The sequence below is a fragment of the Brevibacterium siliguriense genome, from assembly GCF_900105315.1.
GTDB lineage: Bacteria > Actinomycetota > Actinomycetes > Actinomycetales > Brevibacteriaceae > Brevibacterium > Brevibacterium siliguriense.
The window spans coordinates 507,714-524,569 of sequence record NZ_LT629766.1 but is presented as its reverse complement, the minus strand read 5'-3'; the positions used below and the strand labels follow the sequence as shown (position 1 = coordinate 524,569).

Genomic DNA, 16,856 nt, shown 5'->3' with positions numbered 1-16,856 from the left:
CTTGTGAAATCTTTACAGACAATTCATGGGGTACAGTCAGAAAACGTACTGCTTATGACTTCAGTCACTTCGTCGATCGACGTTGGAAAGTGATGTGACCGTGATGGACGCTCTCACCGAGCTCTTGGCCTCGATCAGCGGCTTCGTCTGGGGCCCGTTCCTGCTCATCCCGCTCCTGCTCGGCACGGGGCTGTACCTGACGTTCCGACTCGGCGGTCTGCAGTTCACCAAGCTGCTGCCGGCGCTGAACCTGGGCATCCTCAAACGCAAGGACGCCGGGTCCGAGGGCGACATCTCGCAGTTCCAGGCCCTGACCACGGCGTTGGCGGCGACTGTCGGAACCGGCAATATCGTCGGTGTGGCCACTGCCATCGGCATCGGTGGACCCGGGGCTCTGTTCTGGATGTGGATGACAGGTCTGCTCGGCATGGTCACGAAGTATGCCGAAGGTTTCCTCGCCGTGCGCTTCCGCGGCACCGATGACGCCGGTGAGAAGTCCGGCGGCCCGCAGTACTACCTCGAGAGGGGGATCAAGGGCCCCTTCGGCAAGGTTCTGGGGCTGATGTTCGCGATCTTCGCGGTGCTCGCCTGCTTCGGCATCGGCAATATGACGCAGGGCAACTCGATCGCGGCGAATGTGGAGTCGAGTTGGTCGGTCCCCGCCTGGGCCACCGGAGCGGTGCTCACGGTTCTCACGCTCGTCGTCCTCGTCGGCGGGATCAAATCCATCGGCCGAGTTACGGCCGGACTGGTGCCGATCATGATCGTCTTCTACGTCCTCGGCGCGATCTACATCCTCATCGCGAACATCGGTGCCCTGCCGTCGGCCTTCGCGCAGATCTTCACCGAAGCCTTCACCGGAACCTCGGCGGTGGGCGGATTCGCGGGCTCGGCGATCATCGTCGTCGTCCAGATGGGTGTCGCCCGCGGTCTGTTCTCGAACGAGTCGGGTCTCGGTTCGGCTCCGATCGCAGCCGCCGCGGCGAAGACCTCGCACCCGGTGCGTCAGGGACTGGTGTCGATGACGCAGACTTTCATTGACACGATCATCGTCGTCAGCTTCACGGGCCTGACGATCATCGCGACCGGCACCTGGGACGAGATCGACCCGGAGACCGGAGAGCAGATCTCTGCCGCGCTCATGACCGGTGAGGCCTTCTCCCACGGTCTGCCCGGCCACTGGGGTCACTGGGTCGTCACGCTCGGCATCGTCCTCTTCGCTTTCTCCACGCTGCTCGGATGGTCGTACTACGGTGACCGCAACGTCGAGCGCCTCGTCGGCCGGCGCGGAGTCCTGCCGTTCCGCATCGTCTTCTCCCTCGTCGTCTTCATCGGCTGCACCACCGAACTCGAGCCGGTGTGGAACTTCTCGGACGTGATGAACGGCCTCATGGCCCTGCCGAACCTGCTCGGCATCCTCATCCTCTCGGGCCTCATCGCACGGGAGACGAAGTATTATCTCAAGCACGACCCGCAGCTGCGGGCGGACAAGGACACGATCGAATCGTTCATGGTCGACCAGCCCGGCTGGGCCGAGTGGAAGGCCGGCGACGTCATAGGCTCCTCCCGTCGCTTCGACTGATCACTTCGCCGAGGCGGCAGACCGAGTTCCGGTCGACCCTGTCCTCGTCGGTGCGGCCGCTCCTTCGTGGGGCGGCCGGTTCGCTTTCAGGCTGGCGTTGCCGGGCCGAGCCGGCCATACGGAATCCGTCGCATCGAATTCGGAATCCGTACCACCTTGGCGATGGTGGTCCCGGCGGTTCGGAACTGATGAATCCCCCAGGTTTAGGCACTTGTTGCGCGAGTCACGTATTGATAGCGTGGGTGGCAGGCATACGTATTCCGTCGATTCGGACGGCGAAGAGGTATGCAATTGCTTCAGCGGCGCCAACAGGCGCACAAGTCAAAGGAGTCTGGAATGAGCAACGTAGGCAGTGCTGCAGGCGGCTACCGTGTCGAGAACCCGGCCACCGGTGAAGTCGTCGAGAAGTTCGACAATGCCACCGACGAAGAGGTCCAGCAGGTCCTCGAATCCGCACACAAGGGCTACCTCGAATGGCGTGAGAAGACGATCGAGGAACGCGCTGTGATCGTCAACAAGGTCGCTGCTCTCTTCGGTGAGCGCAAGGAAGAACTTGCGAAGATCATCGCCGAGGAGATGGGCAAGCCCACCGCCGAGGGTGAGGAAGAGGCCGAGTTCTGCGAGGCGATCTTCAACTACTACGCCGACAACGGATCGAAATTCGCTGCCGATGAGCCGATCGAATCGATGTCGGGCGGCAAAGCCTTCATCCAGCGCCGCCCCGTCGGCCCGCTGCTGGGCATCATGCCCTGGAACTTCCCCTACTACCAGGTCGCCCGCTTCGCTGCACCGAACCTCGTGCTCGGCAACACGATCATCCTCAAGCACGCGGAGATCTGCCCCCGCTCCTCGGCGAAGATCGCCGAGCTCATGAAGGAGGCCGGTGTCCCTGACGGCGTGTACACCAACATCTACGCCACCCACGAGCAGATCGAGACGATCATCGCCGACGACCGTGTCGAGGGCGTGTCCCTGACCGGTTCTGAGCGCGCAGGATCGGCCGTGGCTGCGACCGCGGGCAAGTATCTGAAGAAGGCCGTGCTCGAGCTCGGCGGCTCCGACCCCTACATCATCCTCGACACCGATGACATGAACGAGGCCGTCGACACCGCGTGGGGCACCCGCCTGTACAACACCGGCCAGGTCTGCAACGCGAACAAGCGGATGATCGTCATGGACGATATCTACGACGACTTCGTGTCCGGGCTGACTGAACGCGCCCAGTCCTGGGAGAAGGGCACCCCTGCCGAGGCGGGCGACGGCAAGTACTCGCCCCTGTCCTCGCGTTCGGCCGCCGAGAACCTGCGCAAGCAGCTCGACCGCGCCGTCGAGCAGGGTGCGACCCTCGTCGGCGGCGAACTCGCCACCGACGGCTCGGCCTATGTCACCCCGGCCGTGCTCACCGGAGTCACCTCGGAGATGGACGCCTACCGCGAGGAGCTCTTCGGCCCTGTGGCCACCGTGTACAAGGTCAGCAGCGACGACGAGGCTCTGGCCCTGGCCAATGACTCGCGCTTCGGCCTCGGCGGCGCCGTGTTCGCCAAGGACGAGGAGCGCGCCGCGAAGCTCGCGCAGCGCCTCGACGTCGGCATGTCGAACGTCAACACCCCGGCCGGTGAAGGTGCCGAGATCCCGTTCGGCGGCACCAAGCGCTCGGGCTTCGGTCGCGAGCTCGGCCCCTACGGCATGGACGAGTTCGTCAATAAGCGCATGTACTACGTGGCTGACTGATAGGCGGCTGAGCCTCGTCCGTCGGTATACGGGCTGAGTGTCGAGAAGCGTGTTTGCGCACGCGTGTCTCGACGCTCAGCCCGTTTTTGCTGTCCTGTCCCTCACTTCGATGAAGGCGAACGGTCCGGTCGCAGGCTCGCGGTCACCTCTGTCGGACTGAGTCCGGAGTCGGTGAACCAGCGGGCAGCTGCCTTCTCGGCGATGCCCTCGGCCTGATCGATCAGGTGGCGTCCGCTTTCGGTGAGGACGAACTCACCGGACTCTGCGCGCGAGAGCCAGCCGAGTTTGACGAGGGGACCGCCTGAGCGGATGGTCTGCGACCGCGTCTCGCCCATCGCCTCGGCGAGGTCCTCGCGGTTGAGTCCTTGAGGTCGTGCGCCGATGAACCGCAGCCGGCGGAGGTCTGTGAAGCTGAGCCCCACACGTGAGAGTGCGGCGCCGATCGCGGAATCGAGGGAACTCGCCGCCGAGACCAGGGCGAGGGCGTCTTCGAGGTGCGGTGAGTCTGGGGAATCCTGGTTCGGGCTCTCTGAACTCATCGGCGGGCCCTCGGGCGCACCTTGAAGTCTTCGACGCACACGGCAGAGACACTCATGGTCGTTCCGCCCAGGCCGCGCGAGGCGAGATCAGCGGCGGAGAGTTCCTCGGCTCGGATGCCCGCCAGTGTTTCGGCATCATCGCGGTCCGCCTCGTCGCTGGTGACCAGGTATCGGTGCTGATAGTTCACGAGTTCGGGCGTGTAGAGGAACGTTCCCTCGGGAGAGAAGCTCGCGGAGAGCATGTCGTGGTCGTCCTGTGCCGCCCGGAGGCTGAGGCGCTGCTCCTCGTCGAGTCCGGAGAAGCGGCCGCGAACGGTGATGCGGAAATTCCAGGTCATGAAGTGGTCTCCTCGAGTCGGGTGGCGTGGTCGAACAGGGCGACGATCTCGTGAGTCTCGATGCCAGGATGGGTGGGCACGGCTGCGTCGAGGACCGAGCGCAGGGACAGAGCCATCGTGGTCGGGTCGAAGTCGCGCATCTCGCCGCGACGCTGTCCTTCCTCGAAGAGAGTCACGAGATCGGTGACGGATTCGGCCGCACGCTGACCATAGGGTTGGCCGTGTGACGCTGCCGCGGCGGGCCTGCTGAGGTAGCCCACCGCCGCGATGATGGCTGCGGCTCGAGTCGGTTCGCGACGACAGTAATCGATGTGCGTGGAGATATAGGCCGCGAGCCGGTCGTTGGCTGACCCCGGCGAGTGGAGCGCTCGGGTGAGTTCGGGTCCGAGGTCCTCGACGATGAACTGCACGACCTCGGCGGCGAGCTCGTCCTTGTCGGAGAAGTTCCCGTGGACTGCGCCGCGACTGAATCCGGCGTTCTCCGCGACAGCGATGAGAGCGGTTGCTCGCACCCCGTGGTCGGCGAAGAGCGAAATCGCCGATTCGATGAGTCGCCGACGGGTCGCTTCCTGACTTTCCCTGCGCGTCATGCGCCGCGGTGCTGAGGTCATTGAATTCAGTATACACTGATGTATTTGAATACTGCAAAGTATGTGGATCGGATGGAAGCAGACAGTCCTCCTTCTGACTCTCGAAGCCGTCAGCGTCGCTCCTATACTGAGGATCGGTGCCCGGAGTCGGGCCCGCGAGCAACGAGTTCGAGGAGGACGGACATGCCCATCACATCGAGGATCCTCGAGGTCGCGGCCGCCGATCCGGACCGATCAGCCCTGGTGGGAAGCCCTAGCGAAGCCGAGAGCAGGGCGGGCGCAGAGGGCACACACTCCCTCACCTACGCGCAGCTCGCCCGAGATTCGCGTACGTTGTTCGCCGCCGTCGACGCCCTACATAGCGCTCAGACCGCCCCGCCGACTCCTGCTCCCGAAACCCGCGACATCCCGATCACGGCAGTCAGCCTCACCTCGGCGCTCGAGACCTCCCGCATCATCGCGGGCCTCGCCGGCTTTCGCGCGGTCTCGGCCACCATCGACCCCCGCTGGCCGCTGAGCCACCAGGTCGGAGTCATCACGACCACGGGAATCGGCCTCGTCATCAGCGACTCGGGCGTCCTCGCCGAGGCGCTCGCCGCCGCCGGCTGGACCGGAACCGTCATCACCGCAGCCGAGCTCCATGCCTGCGAGGCCGCCGTCGATCCCGTCGACACCGCACCGCCGACCGTCCGCGAGCCGTCCGAGCCTTTCCTTATGCTCTTCTCCTCCGGCACGACGAGCAACCCGAAGGCCTTCATCAAAACCCGCCAGCAGTACCGCGACAACGTGGACGTGTCCTCGGCTCACCTCGAACCTTTCCCCGGGGTGGCCACCCTGGCACCGGGCCCCGTGTCCTACAGCCTCACCCTCTACGCCGTCATCGAAAGCCTCGCCACCGGCGGCAGCGTCCACGTCGCCGATGATTTCGACCCTTTCACTATGGGCTCGCGCATCACCGACGAAGCCATCACCCGCATCGTCGCCGTGCCCGCCGTGGTCAAGGCCCTCGCCGAGGCGGCCCGCCGAACGCCAGCCCGCTTCCGCGGTCTCGACCTCGTCGTCACCGGGGGAGCGAACCTGCCGGCATCCATCCGTTCGGCACTCGCCGACGTCCTCCCCGACACCCGTCTGATCAGCTACTACGGTGCAGCCGAGATCGGGTTCATCGGCGACAGCCGTGACGGCGACGGCACCTGGATCTCGATCTACGACACCATCGGCGTCGACATCCGCGACGAATCCGGTGCCCGCCTGCCCGACGGAGTCATCGGCACGGTCTGGATCAGGGCCGCCGCCTGCTCCGACGGCTATGTCACCGGCACCACCGATGCTCAGCTGCGGCGCCCCGACGGCTGGGCCACGGTCGGTGACCAGGGACGGATCGAGAACGGACTCCTCCAGCTCGCCGGACGGGCCGGCGACATCGCGATCACCGGAGGACACAAGGTGTCCCTGCCCGAGGTCGAGCGAGCCTTCGAAGAAATCGACCGCGGGGATCGGCGGTCGGGCCAGGGCCGCCTCGGCGAGGTCTGCGCGATCGCACTGCCCGACGACAGTCTCGGCAGCATCGTCGCCCTCGTCATCGAACCGGGTTCCGCTTCCGACGGCGGGCCCGGGAACTCGGGCATGTCCGATAAGGCCGCACTGCTCGACCGCGCCCGGGCGAAGCTGGCCCCGCAATTCGTGCCCCGACGGTTCTACTTACTCGACCAGCTGCCGCGGACCGTCGGCGGGAAGATTCGACGCCACGAAACCGTTGACCTGGTCATGAGCGGAAAGGCACAGCGACTGTGAACGCTTCCCAGGGCAACCAGCACAGCGGCCATCAGCACGGCGCGCGCGACGTCGTCATCACCGGACTCGGCGCCATCACCCCGGGCAGCCAGGATCCCGAAGCCCTCTGGCAGTCTGTGCGGGGCGGCATCAGCGCCATCGACGTCCTCGCGGGTGAGCAGTTCGATGACCTTGCAGTGCGGATCGGCGGGCAGATCACCGAATTCGACGCCGAGGCGATCCTGCCTCGGGCACTCGCTCGCAGGCTGAGCCCCGTCCAGCACTGGGCCATCGCCGCCGCCGACCAGGCGCTCAACCACGCGGGAATCCCCGCCCCGGCCGAGGAGCTGCCGTGGGACCGCGACCGCGTGGCCGTCATCGCCGCCACCGGTTCCGGGCCCGTCGACGCCATGCAGGAGGCCACCCGTGCCCTCGATGCGGGCGGCCCCAGGTCCGTGCCGCTGACCCTGTCCATCCACGGTGCACCGGATTCCGCGGCCGCGCTCATCAGCCAGCGCTTCGACCTGCGTGGGCCCGGGCAGGGGGTCTCAGCGACGTGTGCTTCAGGGGCGATCGGCCTCGGCGAGGCGATGCGCCGCATCCGCCACGGCTACGCCGACGCCGTACTCGTCGTCGGCATGGAAGACTGCCTCGGCCCGGTCAATCTCGCCTCGAACGCGAACATGCGCGCGCTCGCCGCCGGATTCGAAGGCGATCCGACCGCCGCCAGCCGACCCTTCGACCAGGCCCGCAACGGCTTCGTCATGAGCCAGGGCGCGGCCGCGATCCTCCTCGAATCCGCCGATTCGGCGGCCTCACGTGGGGCGAGGCCCCTGGCCGAGCTTGCCGGATTCGGCGCCGCCAGCGATGCCCACCACCCGACGAATCCGCATCCGCAGGGACGGGGAGCCGCCTCGGCGGTGGTCCAGGCCCTGAGCGACGCAGGGCTGGAGCCCGGCGATATCGACCACATCAACGCCCACGCCACGGGCACACCGGCCGGCGACCGCGCCGAACTCGCGGCCTTCGACGCCGCCCTGGGGGAGGTCGGACGAACGATCCCGATCTCGGCCACGAAATCGACGACAGGCCACCTCCTTGGAGCATCAGGGGTCGTCGAAGCGATCCTCGCGACCATGACGCTGCGCGATCAGACGCTGCCCCCGACGCTCAACCTCGATGACAACGAGTTCCCCGAATGGGATATCGTCGCAGGTCATGCCCGCGAGATAAGTGGTGGACCGGACCTCGCCGAGGCGGCCGTGGACACTGTGCTGTCGACGTCGTTCGGCTTCGGCGGGCACAACGGCGCGATCATCCTGCGCCGCACCGCGGAATCCGCCGCACCCTCAGCAGACGCGACCGAGGCCTCGACGAAGGAGAGATGATGACCGACCGTGAGACACGCGTGAGCGAACTCGCCGCGCGGTACCTGCCCGATGATGTGCTCGAACGATTCCGCGAACGAGCCGACGTCTATGACCGCGAGAACCGATTCTTCGACGAGGATCTCGCCGAACTCAAGGAGCTCGGCTATCTCACCCTCTTCGTGCCCGAATCCCACGGCGGACCCGGGCTGAGCCTGTTCGAGGTCACCCGACTGCAGCAGCGGTTGGCCTCGGCGGCGCCGGCAACGTCGCTCGCGATCAACATGCACCTCATGACCACCGGTGTGGTCAAGGCGATGGCCGACCGCGGTGACGACTCGCTAAACTGGGTGTTCGACGAGGTCATGGCCGGTGAGATCTTCGCTTTCGGCATCTCGGAGCCGTCGAACGACTGGGTTCTGCAGGGATCGAATACCGAGGCGGTGCCGACGGCCGACGGCGGATACGAACTGACCGGAGTGAAGATCTTCACCTCGCTCTCGCCCGTGTGGACCAGACTCATCGTCCACGGCGCCGTGACCTCCGACGACGGCGGGATCGCCGGCCCCGATGCGGGAGAGCCGGCCGAGGGCGAACTCGTCTACGGATTCATCGAACGCGATGCACCCGGGATCACGGTCTCCGACGACTGGGATGTGCTGGGAATGCGGGCCTCTCAGTCTCGGGCGACGATCCTCGACCACGTGCCGATGAAACCCGAACGGGTCTCACGCGTCATCCGCGCCGGCAAGCACCCTGACCTGATCACCTTCGCGATCACGAGCAACTTCCAGCTGCTCATCGCCGCCGTCTATGCCGGAGTCGCTGCCCGGGCACTCGAGTTGGGTGCCGCCGGACTGCACCGGAGGAAGTCCGCGAAGGCCGGAGTCAGCTTCGCCGAGGTGCCCGAGGCCAGGACTCGCCTGGCCGATGCGCACCTCGACCTCATGCCCGTGACAGCGATGATCGACGCCTACGCCCGGGACTTCGATGACCTCATCGACCATGGTTCCGGTTGGCCGCTGCGCCTGGTGGGGGCGAGGATCAAGTCCGCCGAGGCGGCCCGCCGCAATGCCGAGGCCGCGCTCATGTGCACGAGCGGCAGCGGGTTCGGCAACAAGCACGAACTCTCCCGCCTCTTCCGCGACGCCACGGCGGGACTCTTCCACCCGCCGAGCGCCGACGCCGCCCGCCCGATGTACGCGGCTGCACTGCTCGACGGGTGAGGTCGCCTTGCTCAGTCAATGCGAAACTCGGAAAAGACGTCACTGGCGACGACCTTTTTGAGTTTCGCGTTGATCGAGGAACTCGCACCTACAAAGCCGCCGCCTCGGTGCGTGTCTGCCGCTGAGCTGACGGCACCCACCGCGGGTCCGGTTTCACCAGCGTGACCGCCACGACCACGATGAGGTTCGCCGCGACTGCCCACAGGCCGCCGTTGATTCCGAGCAGCGGGTCGAGTCCCGTGTAGTGGAGGGCGACCATGACGACGGAGCCGACGACGAGCCCTGCAGCTGCTGCCTGCTTGCTCATGCGCGGCCAGTACAGGGATAGCAGCGCGGCCGGTACGACCTGGGCGAGTCCCTCATAGCTGAGCACGGATAGTTCGACGAGCGCATCCGGCATGAGCAGGCTCATGATCAGGGCGATGATGCCGACGGCCAGGCACACCCACTGGGACAAGGTCTTCTGCCGCAGGCCCCGTGCGTTCAGCTGCTCAGGCGTCATCGAAGCGGCGTTCTTCGGTCCAGCCAAGCCGCCGCCCAAAACAGTCCGTCCCCACATCGAGCCGATCGAGAGCATGTATACGCTCATCGGCACGATCGCCGAGAGCGCGCCTGCGACGCCGATGATCGCGACGATCGGCGCGGGCAGGGAATCGATGACCACGGAGAACAGGGCCAGGTCGGCGTCTTTGAGGGCAGGGACGACGAAGAGTGCAGCCACCCCAACCATCATCGGCACGAGGAGCAGCAGCTGATACCACGGCAGAATGATCGAGTTGCGTCGCAGAGCATTTGCCGAGGTGCCCGACAGATAGCCGGCGATCGAAGTGGGGAACACGGTGATCGTGATCCCGTTGAGGATGATTGTCGAGATGAACCATGCGCCTCCGTAGATGCCCTCACCGGCACCGGGGAACTTCAGCCACTGGGATTTCTCGGCCACGAGGCGATCGAGCAACGGCGCCAGTCCGTCGAAATAGTGCAGCGGTACGTAGATCGCGAGGAAGGCCACGGCGAGGATGACCAGTCCGTCCTTGAGTACGCTGACCCAGGCAGAACCGCGCAGACCGGAGAAGAGGATGAACGCTTCGGCGACGATGAAGGAGAGGATCGCGGCGACCTTGAGGTCGATCGCGCCGTAGCTCATCGCGTTGACGACCGCGCCCATGCCCTGGATCTGCAGCTGGATGTAGGGGACGATGAAGATCGTCGCGAGGACGGCCACGAGGATCGCCAACCCACGCGAGCGGAACCGGTGTTCGACGATGTCGGAGAGACTGACGAGCTTGTGCCGGGCGGCATAGGTCCAGAACAGTGGGCCGACAAGGTAGGCGACGACGAGACCGACGCTCAGGTACCCGATGAGGTAGAGGATCGGCACACCGTAGGAGTAGGACCAACCGGCCGTGCCGAGGAACGAAAAGCTCGTATACGTTTCGCCTGCCATGAGCAGCAGGATGAAGACGAAGCCGAGTCCGCGCCCGGACACCGACCATTCGTCGAGCGACTTCTCCCGGCCGCGGCCGGACCAGATGCCGATGCCGATGGTCGCGAGCATTGCGAGGCCGAAGATGATGCAGGCGATGATCGCGGAGGTGCTCATTTCCCGGCCTCCTCGATCTCGTGGTCCTCACCGAATGCGACATCGGAAGGGATGTGCTCGGGCAGATCGTGCCGGTAGTACCGGTCACCGCGAGCGGTCATCCACACGAAGGACCAGGTGAGGATCGTGACCGCGATCGTATAGGCGAGGACGAAGGGCAGGCCAGCGATGCGCGGCTCGACCGAATTCGCCACGATCGGGGTGAGGGAGTAGAGAACGACCGGGATAATGAGCAGGAAGAGCGAAAACCGCCGCCGAGGTGGCCGTGCGGGTGGGGCTGAACCGTCAGCTTGGGACATGTGCGACCTTCCTTCTCTCGATACGGGCAGCCGGTCGGCGGCCTCGGCAAGGTTAGTGTCGTGGGTCACTGATGTGAGAGCTGTCCGAAGTGTGGACCCGGATGGTCCTGCCGCCGGTCGCCGCCGCACTGCTCGACGGTGATTGATAGAATCGATGCCATGAATTTCGGTATGCCCTCCAGAAGGCTCCGCAGCCGCCGCTGACGGCGGCGGGACCCCTTCACATCGATCTCGTGCGCCGTCCTGGCCCTCGCCGGACGGTGGCTTCGTGCTGTCCGGCTCCACGACGAGCTGAAAGACCACGATGCCGAAATCAACATCTTCATCCCCCGAAACCGACCTGTCCGCAGGATCTGCCGCACACATCCGCGCCGACGACATTCACATCATGCGCGGCGACCGCGAGATCCTCACCGGCCTCGACCTGACGGTCTCCGCCGGTTCGCGACTGGCCGTCGTCGGTGAGAATGGCAGCGGCAAGACGACCCTGCTGCATGTCCTCGCCGGTACGCTTCCTCCTGACCGGGGAGTGCTGAGGCGGTCAGGTACCGTCACCCTGCTCGAACAGGCCCTCGGTGCCGATGGCAACCGCACAGTCGCCGACCTCATCAATGAATCCCTGCGCCAGGAGAACGCCGCACTGGCCGCTCTCGACGCCGCCGGGGAGGCCATGGCACGAGAAGAACCCGGAGCAGACGAGGCCTTCACTCACGCCCTCGAATGGGCGACCCGCCTCGACGCATGGGACGGTGAGCGTCGCATCGACACGGCACTGGCGGGACTCTCCGCGTGCTCGGACCGGACGCGGAGCCTCGCGAGCCTCTCGGTCGGCCAGCGGTATCGAGTGCGTCTGGCCGTCGTCCTCGGCTCGAGCACCGACATCCTGCTTCTCGACGAACCGACGAACCACCTCGACGCCCAGTCACTGGCGTTCCTCACCGAGCGAATGCGCACCCGACCCGGCGGATTCGCCCTGGTCAGCCACGACAGGGCGCTGCTGCACGATGTCGCCGACGAATTCCTCGATCTCGACCCGAGCCGCGACGGACGCCCCCGGAACTACTCCGGCGGCTACCGCGGATGGGTGGAGGGGAAACGTCGGGACCGTGAGAAGTGGGAGCAGGACTACCTCGCCGAGGCGGCCGAACACGCCCGACTGTCCGATGCTGCTGATGATGCCCGGTCCCGGTTGAGCACGGGATGGCGTCCACCGAAGGGAACCGGCAAGCACACTCGTGCGACGAGGACCGCTGGCGTCGTGCAGGCCTTCAATCGTCGCGTCGAAGACCTCGAACGGCACGCCGTGGAAGTGCCCGAACCACCCCTGCGTCTGCAGTGGCCGGACGTGTCGGATTCCGATGCCGAGCGGTGGGAAGCGGAGGGCGGCTCGCTGTTGACTGCGGAATCGGTCACCGTCGAAGGGCGAATGAGGCAGACGGTGTCTCTGAGCATCGCTCCTGGTGACCGGTTGCTCGTCACCGGGGCGAACGGCACCGGCAAGTCGACGCTTCTCGACGTGCTCACCGGCCGTCTCGATCCGAGTTCCGGAGAAGTGCGCAGACATCCGCAGGCACGGGTGGAGCTGCTCAGTCAGGAGGTCCCCGAATGGAACGCCGACGACACCGCCGCACGGGTGTTCGAGGACTATGCACTACGGTCGTCGCTGTCTGGTGACCTCGCTTCGCAGGATCTCACCCTGCAGGATCTCGGGCTGCTCTCGGCGGATGACTCGACGACACCGGTTCACCGGCTTTCGCAGGGTCAGCGGCGCAGACTCCAGCTGGCGATGTGCCTGGCGGCCGAACCCGACGTGCTCATCCTCGATGAGCCGACGAACCATCTGTCTGCTTCGCTGGTCGACGAACTCACGGAATCCTTCGGAACCGCCTCGGCGGCGCTCATCGTCGTCACCCACGACCGGCAGATGTTGGCGGATCTCGCGGACTGGCCGCGTGTCGACATCGGGTGAGGGACGGGGCCGCTCGGCATATGAGTCCACCTCCGCTCAGTCAACGCGAAACTCGAAAAAGTCGTCGCGAGTGACGATCTTTTCGAGTTTCGCGTTGATCGAGGGCGCTCGTCAGAGCTCAGGGAACAGCGAAATCGGGTTCTCGATGCAGTCGGCGACGAAAGTGAGGAACTCGCTCGGCTCCTGACCGTCGCACGCCCGGTGGTCGAAGACGAACGACAAGTACATCACCTTGCGCACAGTCAGCTCGCCGTGTGAGACCCACGGCCGGTCCTTGATTCGGCCGAGGCCGAGCATGGCCACCTCGGGGAGATTGATGATCGGGGCCGAACCGTCGACGCCGAACACCCCGTAGTTGTTCAAGGTGAACGTGCCGCCGGAGAGCTCGGACGGATCGAACCTCCCCGAGGCGGCCTTCCCGACGGTCTCGGACACGGAGTCGCGCAGCTGCCTCAGGCTCATCTCACCGGCCCCGTGGACGACGGGAACCATGAGTCCGCGCGGAGTCTGCGCAGCCAGTCCGAGGTTGATGTCACCGTGGGTGACGATCTCGCCGGCAGCAGTATCGATCGAAGAGTTGATGATCGGGTACTTCTTCAACCCGGCCACGACGAAGCGAGCGACGAGCGACAGCAGCGAATACTTCTCACCGGTGCGCGCCTCGAGCGCACGCTTCGTATTGAGCAGCTCGGTGGCGTCGACGTCGAGCCAGATAGTCGCTTCGGGGATCTCCTGCCGCGACTTCGTGAGGCGTTCGGACACGACCTTCCGCAGCCCCGTGATCGGGGTGCGGGTATCGCGGTCGGCCTGGGCGACGGAAGCGGGCACCTTCGCCGAGGCGGCTGTACCGGATACAGGCACGCTCGCCGAGGCGGCTGTGCCTTCCGTTCCCACGTGCGGTTGGGCGACCGGGGACGTCCCCGAGGGGACTCGTGTGGCGGCTGCGGCTGCCCCGGATTCGATGGCGGCAAGTACGTCGGACCTGGTCACGACACCGCCGGGGCCGGTGCCGGGCAGATGCTTGGCACTGATGCCGTGGTCCTTTGCAAGCTTGCGCACGAGGGGTGAGGACACGGGGGAGACGCGGTCGGTGGCAACGGTCGAAGAGTCGCCGGCAGGGGCTGGCGTTTCGGTCGGCGGCTGCGGAGGAGCAGCTGGGATGACGGTCGGAACCGCGGGAGCCGCAGTCGGTGCGGCGGTGGATGTCGCGTCCGGTGCGGCCGCGTGTTTGCCGCCGAACGAACGCTTCTTCGTCGACCGGGCCTTCGGCTCGGAGGTGCCGTAGCCGATGAGGTTCGCACCGCTCGACTCGCCGGAGCTGTCGTCTGCGGACTCGGCTTCCGCGCTCGCCTCAACCCCCGCCTTGGCGACCGAAAGCAGCGCCTGACCTGCGCTGACGGTGTCACCGGCGTTCGCATGGAGGCTGACGATGCGTCCGGCGTAAGGGCAGGGGAGTTCGACGACGGACTTCGCGGACTCGACCTCGACGACCATCTGATCGACGTGGACCTCATCGCCGATCTCGACCTTCCAGGAGATCAGCTCCGCCTCGGTGAGGCCTTCGCCGAGGTCGGGAAGGATGAATTCGCGCGTACCCGTATTCAGATCAGCACTCATCACAACTCCCAATCCCAGGACTCGAGCGCATCGAGCACACGTTCGACGGTGGGCAAGTAGAACTCCTCGAGCTTCGGCGACGGGTAGGGCACGTCGAACCCGGCGACCCGAAGGATCGGGGCTGACAGATAGGTGAAGCTGCGTTCGGTGAGGCGGGCTGCCACCTCGGCGCCGTATCCGCCGAACTGCGCGGCCTCGTGGATGATCGCCGCGCGCGAGGTCTTGCGCACCGAGGCGGACACCGTCTCATCGTCGAAGGGCGAGAGCGTGCGCAGGTCGATGACCTCGATGGACAGTCCGTGCTCGGCCCCGGCCTCAGCAGTTTCGAGCGCCGTCCGCACCGTCGGACCATAAGCGAGCAGGGTGACGTCGGTGCCCTCGCGGATGACCTGCGCCCGATTCATCGGCGCCGTCGTCACGGGCAGGGACAGCGTCTCCTTCATCCAGTACCGCGACTTCGGCTCCATGAACACGACCGGGTCGTCGGAGGCGATCGACTCGCGCAGCAGCGAATACGCATCGGCCGGGTTCGACGGTGTGACGACGGTCAGACCCGGTGTCGACGTCCAATAGGCCTCCGAGGAATCCGAGTGATGTTCGACCCCGCCGATATCGCCGGCATAGGGAATCCGGATCGTGATCGGCAGGCTGACCCGGCCTTTCGTCCGATTCCGCATCTTCGCCACATGGGACACGATCTGCTCGAACGCAGGGTAGGCGTAGGCGTCGAACTGCATCTCGACGACCGGGCGCATCCCGTTCATCGCCATGCCGATCGCGGTGCCGATGATGCCCGACTCCGCAAGCGGAGAATCCCAGACTCGGTTCGACCCGAACTCGGCCCGCAGTCCTTCGGTAACACGGAAGACCCCGCCGAGGCGGCCGACATCCTCACCGAAGACGAGCACAGTGTCGTCGTCGGCCAGGGAATCCCGCAGCGCCTGGTTGAGGGCCTTCGTCATCGTCACCGATGACGGGGCGGCCGTTGTCGCCGGTTCGGTGCTCGCCGAGGCGGCCGTGGCGGGTTCGTCGTTCACCGCGGTCGGGTCAGTCGTCGGGTCGGTTCCCGTCTCGACGCTCATGCGCGGCCTGCCGCGGCGAGTTCGGCCTCGAGGACCTGCTGCTGTTCGGCAAGAGCCGTGCGCGGAGTCGAATAGACGTGGGAGAAGAGCTCGCGTGGGTCGATCTCGGCCTCTTGATTCATCGCATCGCGGACGGACGCGGCCAGGGTCTCGGCCGCCTCGGCGACCTCTGCGACTGTTGAATCGTCGAGGGCACCGGTCGTTCGCAGATACTTCTCAAGACGATCGATGGGATCGAACTGCTTCCAGTGTTCGACTTCCTCGGTGTCACGGTACTTCGTCGGATCGTCGGAGTTCGTGTGTGACTCCATCCGGTAGGTGAGGCACTCGATGAGGGTCGGACCGTCCCCGTCCCGACCGCGTTCGAGCGCGGCGGCGACGGCAGCGAACACGGCAGCGACATCATTGCCGTCGACGCGCAGTCCCGGCATTCCGTAGCCGGCGGCCCGGTCGGCGAGCATCGTCGCGTTCGTCTGCTCCCGCAGGGGCGTGGAGATCGCGTACTGGTTGTTCTGCAGAACGAAGACCGTCGGGGTCTGCCACACGGAGGCGAAGTTGAATGCCTCGTGCGTATCGCCTTCGCTGCTGGCGCCGTCGCCGAGGAAGGTCAGGGTCGCTGTATCCTCGCCCTTGAGCTTCGCGGCCATCGCGAATCCGGTGGCGTGCAGAGTCTGCGTCGCCAGCGGTGTCGCCGCAGGTGAGGCGTGATACTCGTGCGGGTCGAAACCGCAGTGCCAGTCCCCGCGGAAGGCGGCGAGGATCTCGGCGACGGGCACTCCGCGGGTCAGCAGCGCTGCCGAGTCGCGGTAGGTGGGGAAGAGCCAATCGTTCGGGGCCAGCGCGGTGGTGGCCCCCACCTCGGCGGCTTCCTGACCTGCCGCGGAGGGATAGGTCGCGAGCCGACCCTGTCGGGTCAGGTGGGTGACCTGTGCTTCGAACCGGCGGACGAGGACCATCTGCCGGTAGAGACCGGTGAGGGTGGCATCGCTGGGGATCCGCAGCCCTTCGGTCGGAGTGTCGGTGAGCCGGCCATCTGCGCCGATGAAGCTGATCGGCTGCAGCTGGGGCAGTGAGCGGCCTGTGGTGGGAACGTCAATGGTCATGGCCCCATGGTGGCGTGAGCCGAGTCACGATTCCATG

14 protein-coding genes are annotated in these 16,856 nt (G+C 66.0%); 6 read left to right on the top strand and 8 right to left on the bottom strand.

All coding sequences use genetic code 11. The features are described 5' to 3' along the window. Positions 1-103 precede the first annotated feature (103 nt). Together BLU88_RS02215 and BLU88_RS02210 are read left to right on the top strand one after the other, a co-directional pair. Positions 104-1,582: an alanine/glycine:cation symporter family protein gene (locus BLU88_RS02215; RefSeq protein WP_092017062.1), complete on the top strand. Its 1,479-nt coding sequence runs from the start codon at positions 104-106 to the stop codon at positions 1,580-1,582. A gap of 336 nt (positions 1,583-1,918) precedes the next feature. Next, positions 1,919-3,313, top strand: coding sequence for an NAD-dependent succinate-semialdehyde dehydrogenase (locus BLU88_RS02210; RefSeq protein ID WP_092009632.1), 1,395 nt, complete (start codon positions 1,919-1,921; stop codon positions 3,311-3,313). 101 nt (positions 3,314-3,414) lie between these two features. Here the strand turns inward: BLU88_RS02210 and BLU88_RS02205 are convergent, their stop codons facing one another. From BLU88_RS02205 to BLU88_RS02195, 3 genes are read right to left on the bottom strand one after another with little or no spacing between them, the layout of a single operon-like run. Further along, positions 3,415-3,852, bottom strand: a complete 438-nt coding sequence (locus tag BLU88_RS02205) for a MarR family winged helix-turn-helix transcriptional regulator (protein WP_092009630.1) — start codon at positions 3,850-3,852, stop codon at positions 3,415-3,417. Next, the gene (locus BLU88_RS02200; RefSeq protein ID WP_092009628.1) at positions 3,849-4,190 is read right to left on the bottom strand and encodes a DUF6204 family protein; all 342 of its coding nucleotides are present in this window, start codon (positions 4,188-4,190) and stop codon (positions 3,849-3,851) included. The genes BLU88_RS02205 and BLU88_RS02200 overlap by 4 nt, the downstream gene beginning before the upstream one ends. Continuing rightward, positions 4,187-4,801 carry a TetR/AcrR family transcriptional regulator gene (locus BLU88_RS02195; RefSeq protein WP_092009625.1) on the bottom strand — a complete coding sequence of 205 codons (615 nt, stop codon included), beginning with the start codon at positions 4,799-4,801 and terminating at the stop codon, positions 4,187-4,189. Before BLU88_RS02195 ends, BLU88_RS02200 begins: the two co-directional genes overlap by 4 nt. A gap of 162 nt (positions 4,802-4,963) precedes the next feature. On the opposite strand from BLU88_RS02195, the gene BLU88_RS02190 reads away from it, so the two are divergent. From BLU88_RS02190 to BLU88_RS02180, 3 genes are read left to right on the top strand one after another with little or no spacing between them, the layout of a single operon-like run. Continuing rightward, a complete protein-coding gene (locus BLU88_RS02190; protein ID WP_092009623.1) occupies positions 4,964-6,574 on the top strand; it encodes a class I adenylate-forming enzyme family protein in 1,611 nt (536 codons plus the stop codon). Next, the gene (locus BLU88_RS02185; RefSeq protein ID WP_092009621.1) at positions 6,571-7,941 is read left to right on the top strand and encodes a beta-ketoacyl-[acyl-carrier-protein] synthase family protein; all 1,371 of its coding nucleotides are present in this window, start codon (positions 6,571-6,573) and stop codon (positions 7,939-7,941) included. Before BLU88_RS02190 ends, BLU88_RS02185 begins: the two co-directional genes overlap by 4 nt. Then, positions 7,941-9,146: an acyl-CoA dehydrogenase family protein gene (locus BLU88_RS02180; RefSeq protein WP_092009619.1), complete on the top strand. Its 1,206-nt coding sequence runs from the start codon at positions 7,941-7,943 to the stop codon at positions 9,144-9,146. Before BLU88_RS02185 ends, BLU88_RS02180 begins: the two co-directional genes overlap by 1 nt. An 88-nt stretch (positions 9,147-9,234) precedes the next feature. Here the strand turns inward: BLU88_RS02180 and BLU88_RS02175 are convergent, their stop codons facing one another. Beyond that, entirely contained in the window at positions 9,235-10,749 is a 1,515-nt protein-coding gene (locus BLU88_RS02175; RefSeq protein ID WP_092009617.1) for a sodium:solute symporter family protein, read from the bottom strand. After that, positions 10,746-11,048, bottom strand: coding sequence for a DUF3311 domain-containing protein (locus BLU88_RS02170; RefSeq protein ID WP_092009615.1), 303 nt, complete (start codon positions 11,046-11,048; stop codon positions 10,746-10,748). Before BLU88_RS02170 ends, BLU88_RS02175 begins: the two co-directional genes overlap by 4 nt. A gap of 304 nt (positions 11,049-11,352) precedes the next feature. Here BLU88_RS02170 and BLU88_RS02165 point away from each other — a divergent pair, with 304 nt between their 5' ends. Then, complete coding sequence (locus tag BLU88_RS02165; RefSeq protein WP_092009613.1) at positions 11,353-13,017, top strand: ABC-F family ATP-binding cassette domain-containing protein; 1,665 nt, start codon at positions 11,353-11,355, stop codon at positions 13,015-13,017. A gap of 111 nt (positions 13,018-13,128) precedes the next feature. On the opposite strand, the gene BLU88_RS02160 is transcribed toward BLU88_RS02165, so the two are convergent. From BLU88_RS02160 to pdhA, 3 genes are read right to left on the bottom strand one after another with little or no spacing between them, the layout of a single operon-like run. Then, positions 13,129-14,634, bottom strand: a complete 1,506-nt coding sequence (locus tag BLU88_RS02160; protein ID WP_092009611.1) for a dihydrolipoamide acetyltransferase family protein — start codon at positions 14,632-14,634, stop codon at positions 13,129-13,131. After that, positions 14,634-15,716, bottom strand: a complete 1,083-nt coding sequence (locus tag BLU88_RS02155) for an alpha-ketoacid dehydrogenase subunit beta (RefSeq protein ID WP_167356851.1) — start codon at positions 15,714-15,716, stop codon at positions 14,634-14,636. Before BLU88_RS02155 ends, BLU88_RS02160 begins: the two co-directional genes overlap by 1 nt. After that, positions 15,713-16,819: a pyruvate dehydrogenase (acetyl-transferring) E1 component subunit alpha gene (gene pdhA, locus BLU88_RS02150; protein ID WP_092009609.1), complete on the bottom strand. Its 1,107-nt coding sequence runs from the start codon at positions 16,817-16,819 to the stop codon at positions 15,713-15,715. The genes BLU88_RS02155 and pdhA overlap by 4 nt, the downstream gene beginning before the upstream one ends. Positions 16,820-16,856 lie beyond the last annotated feature (37 nt).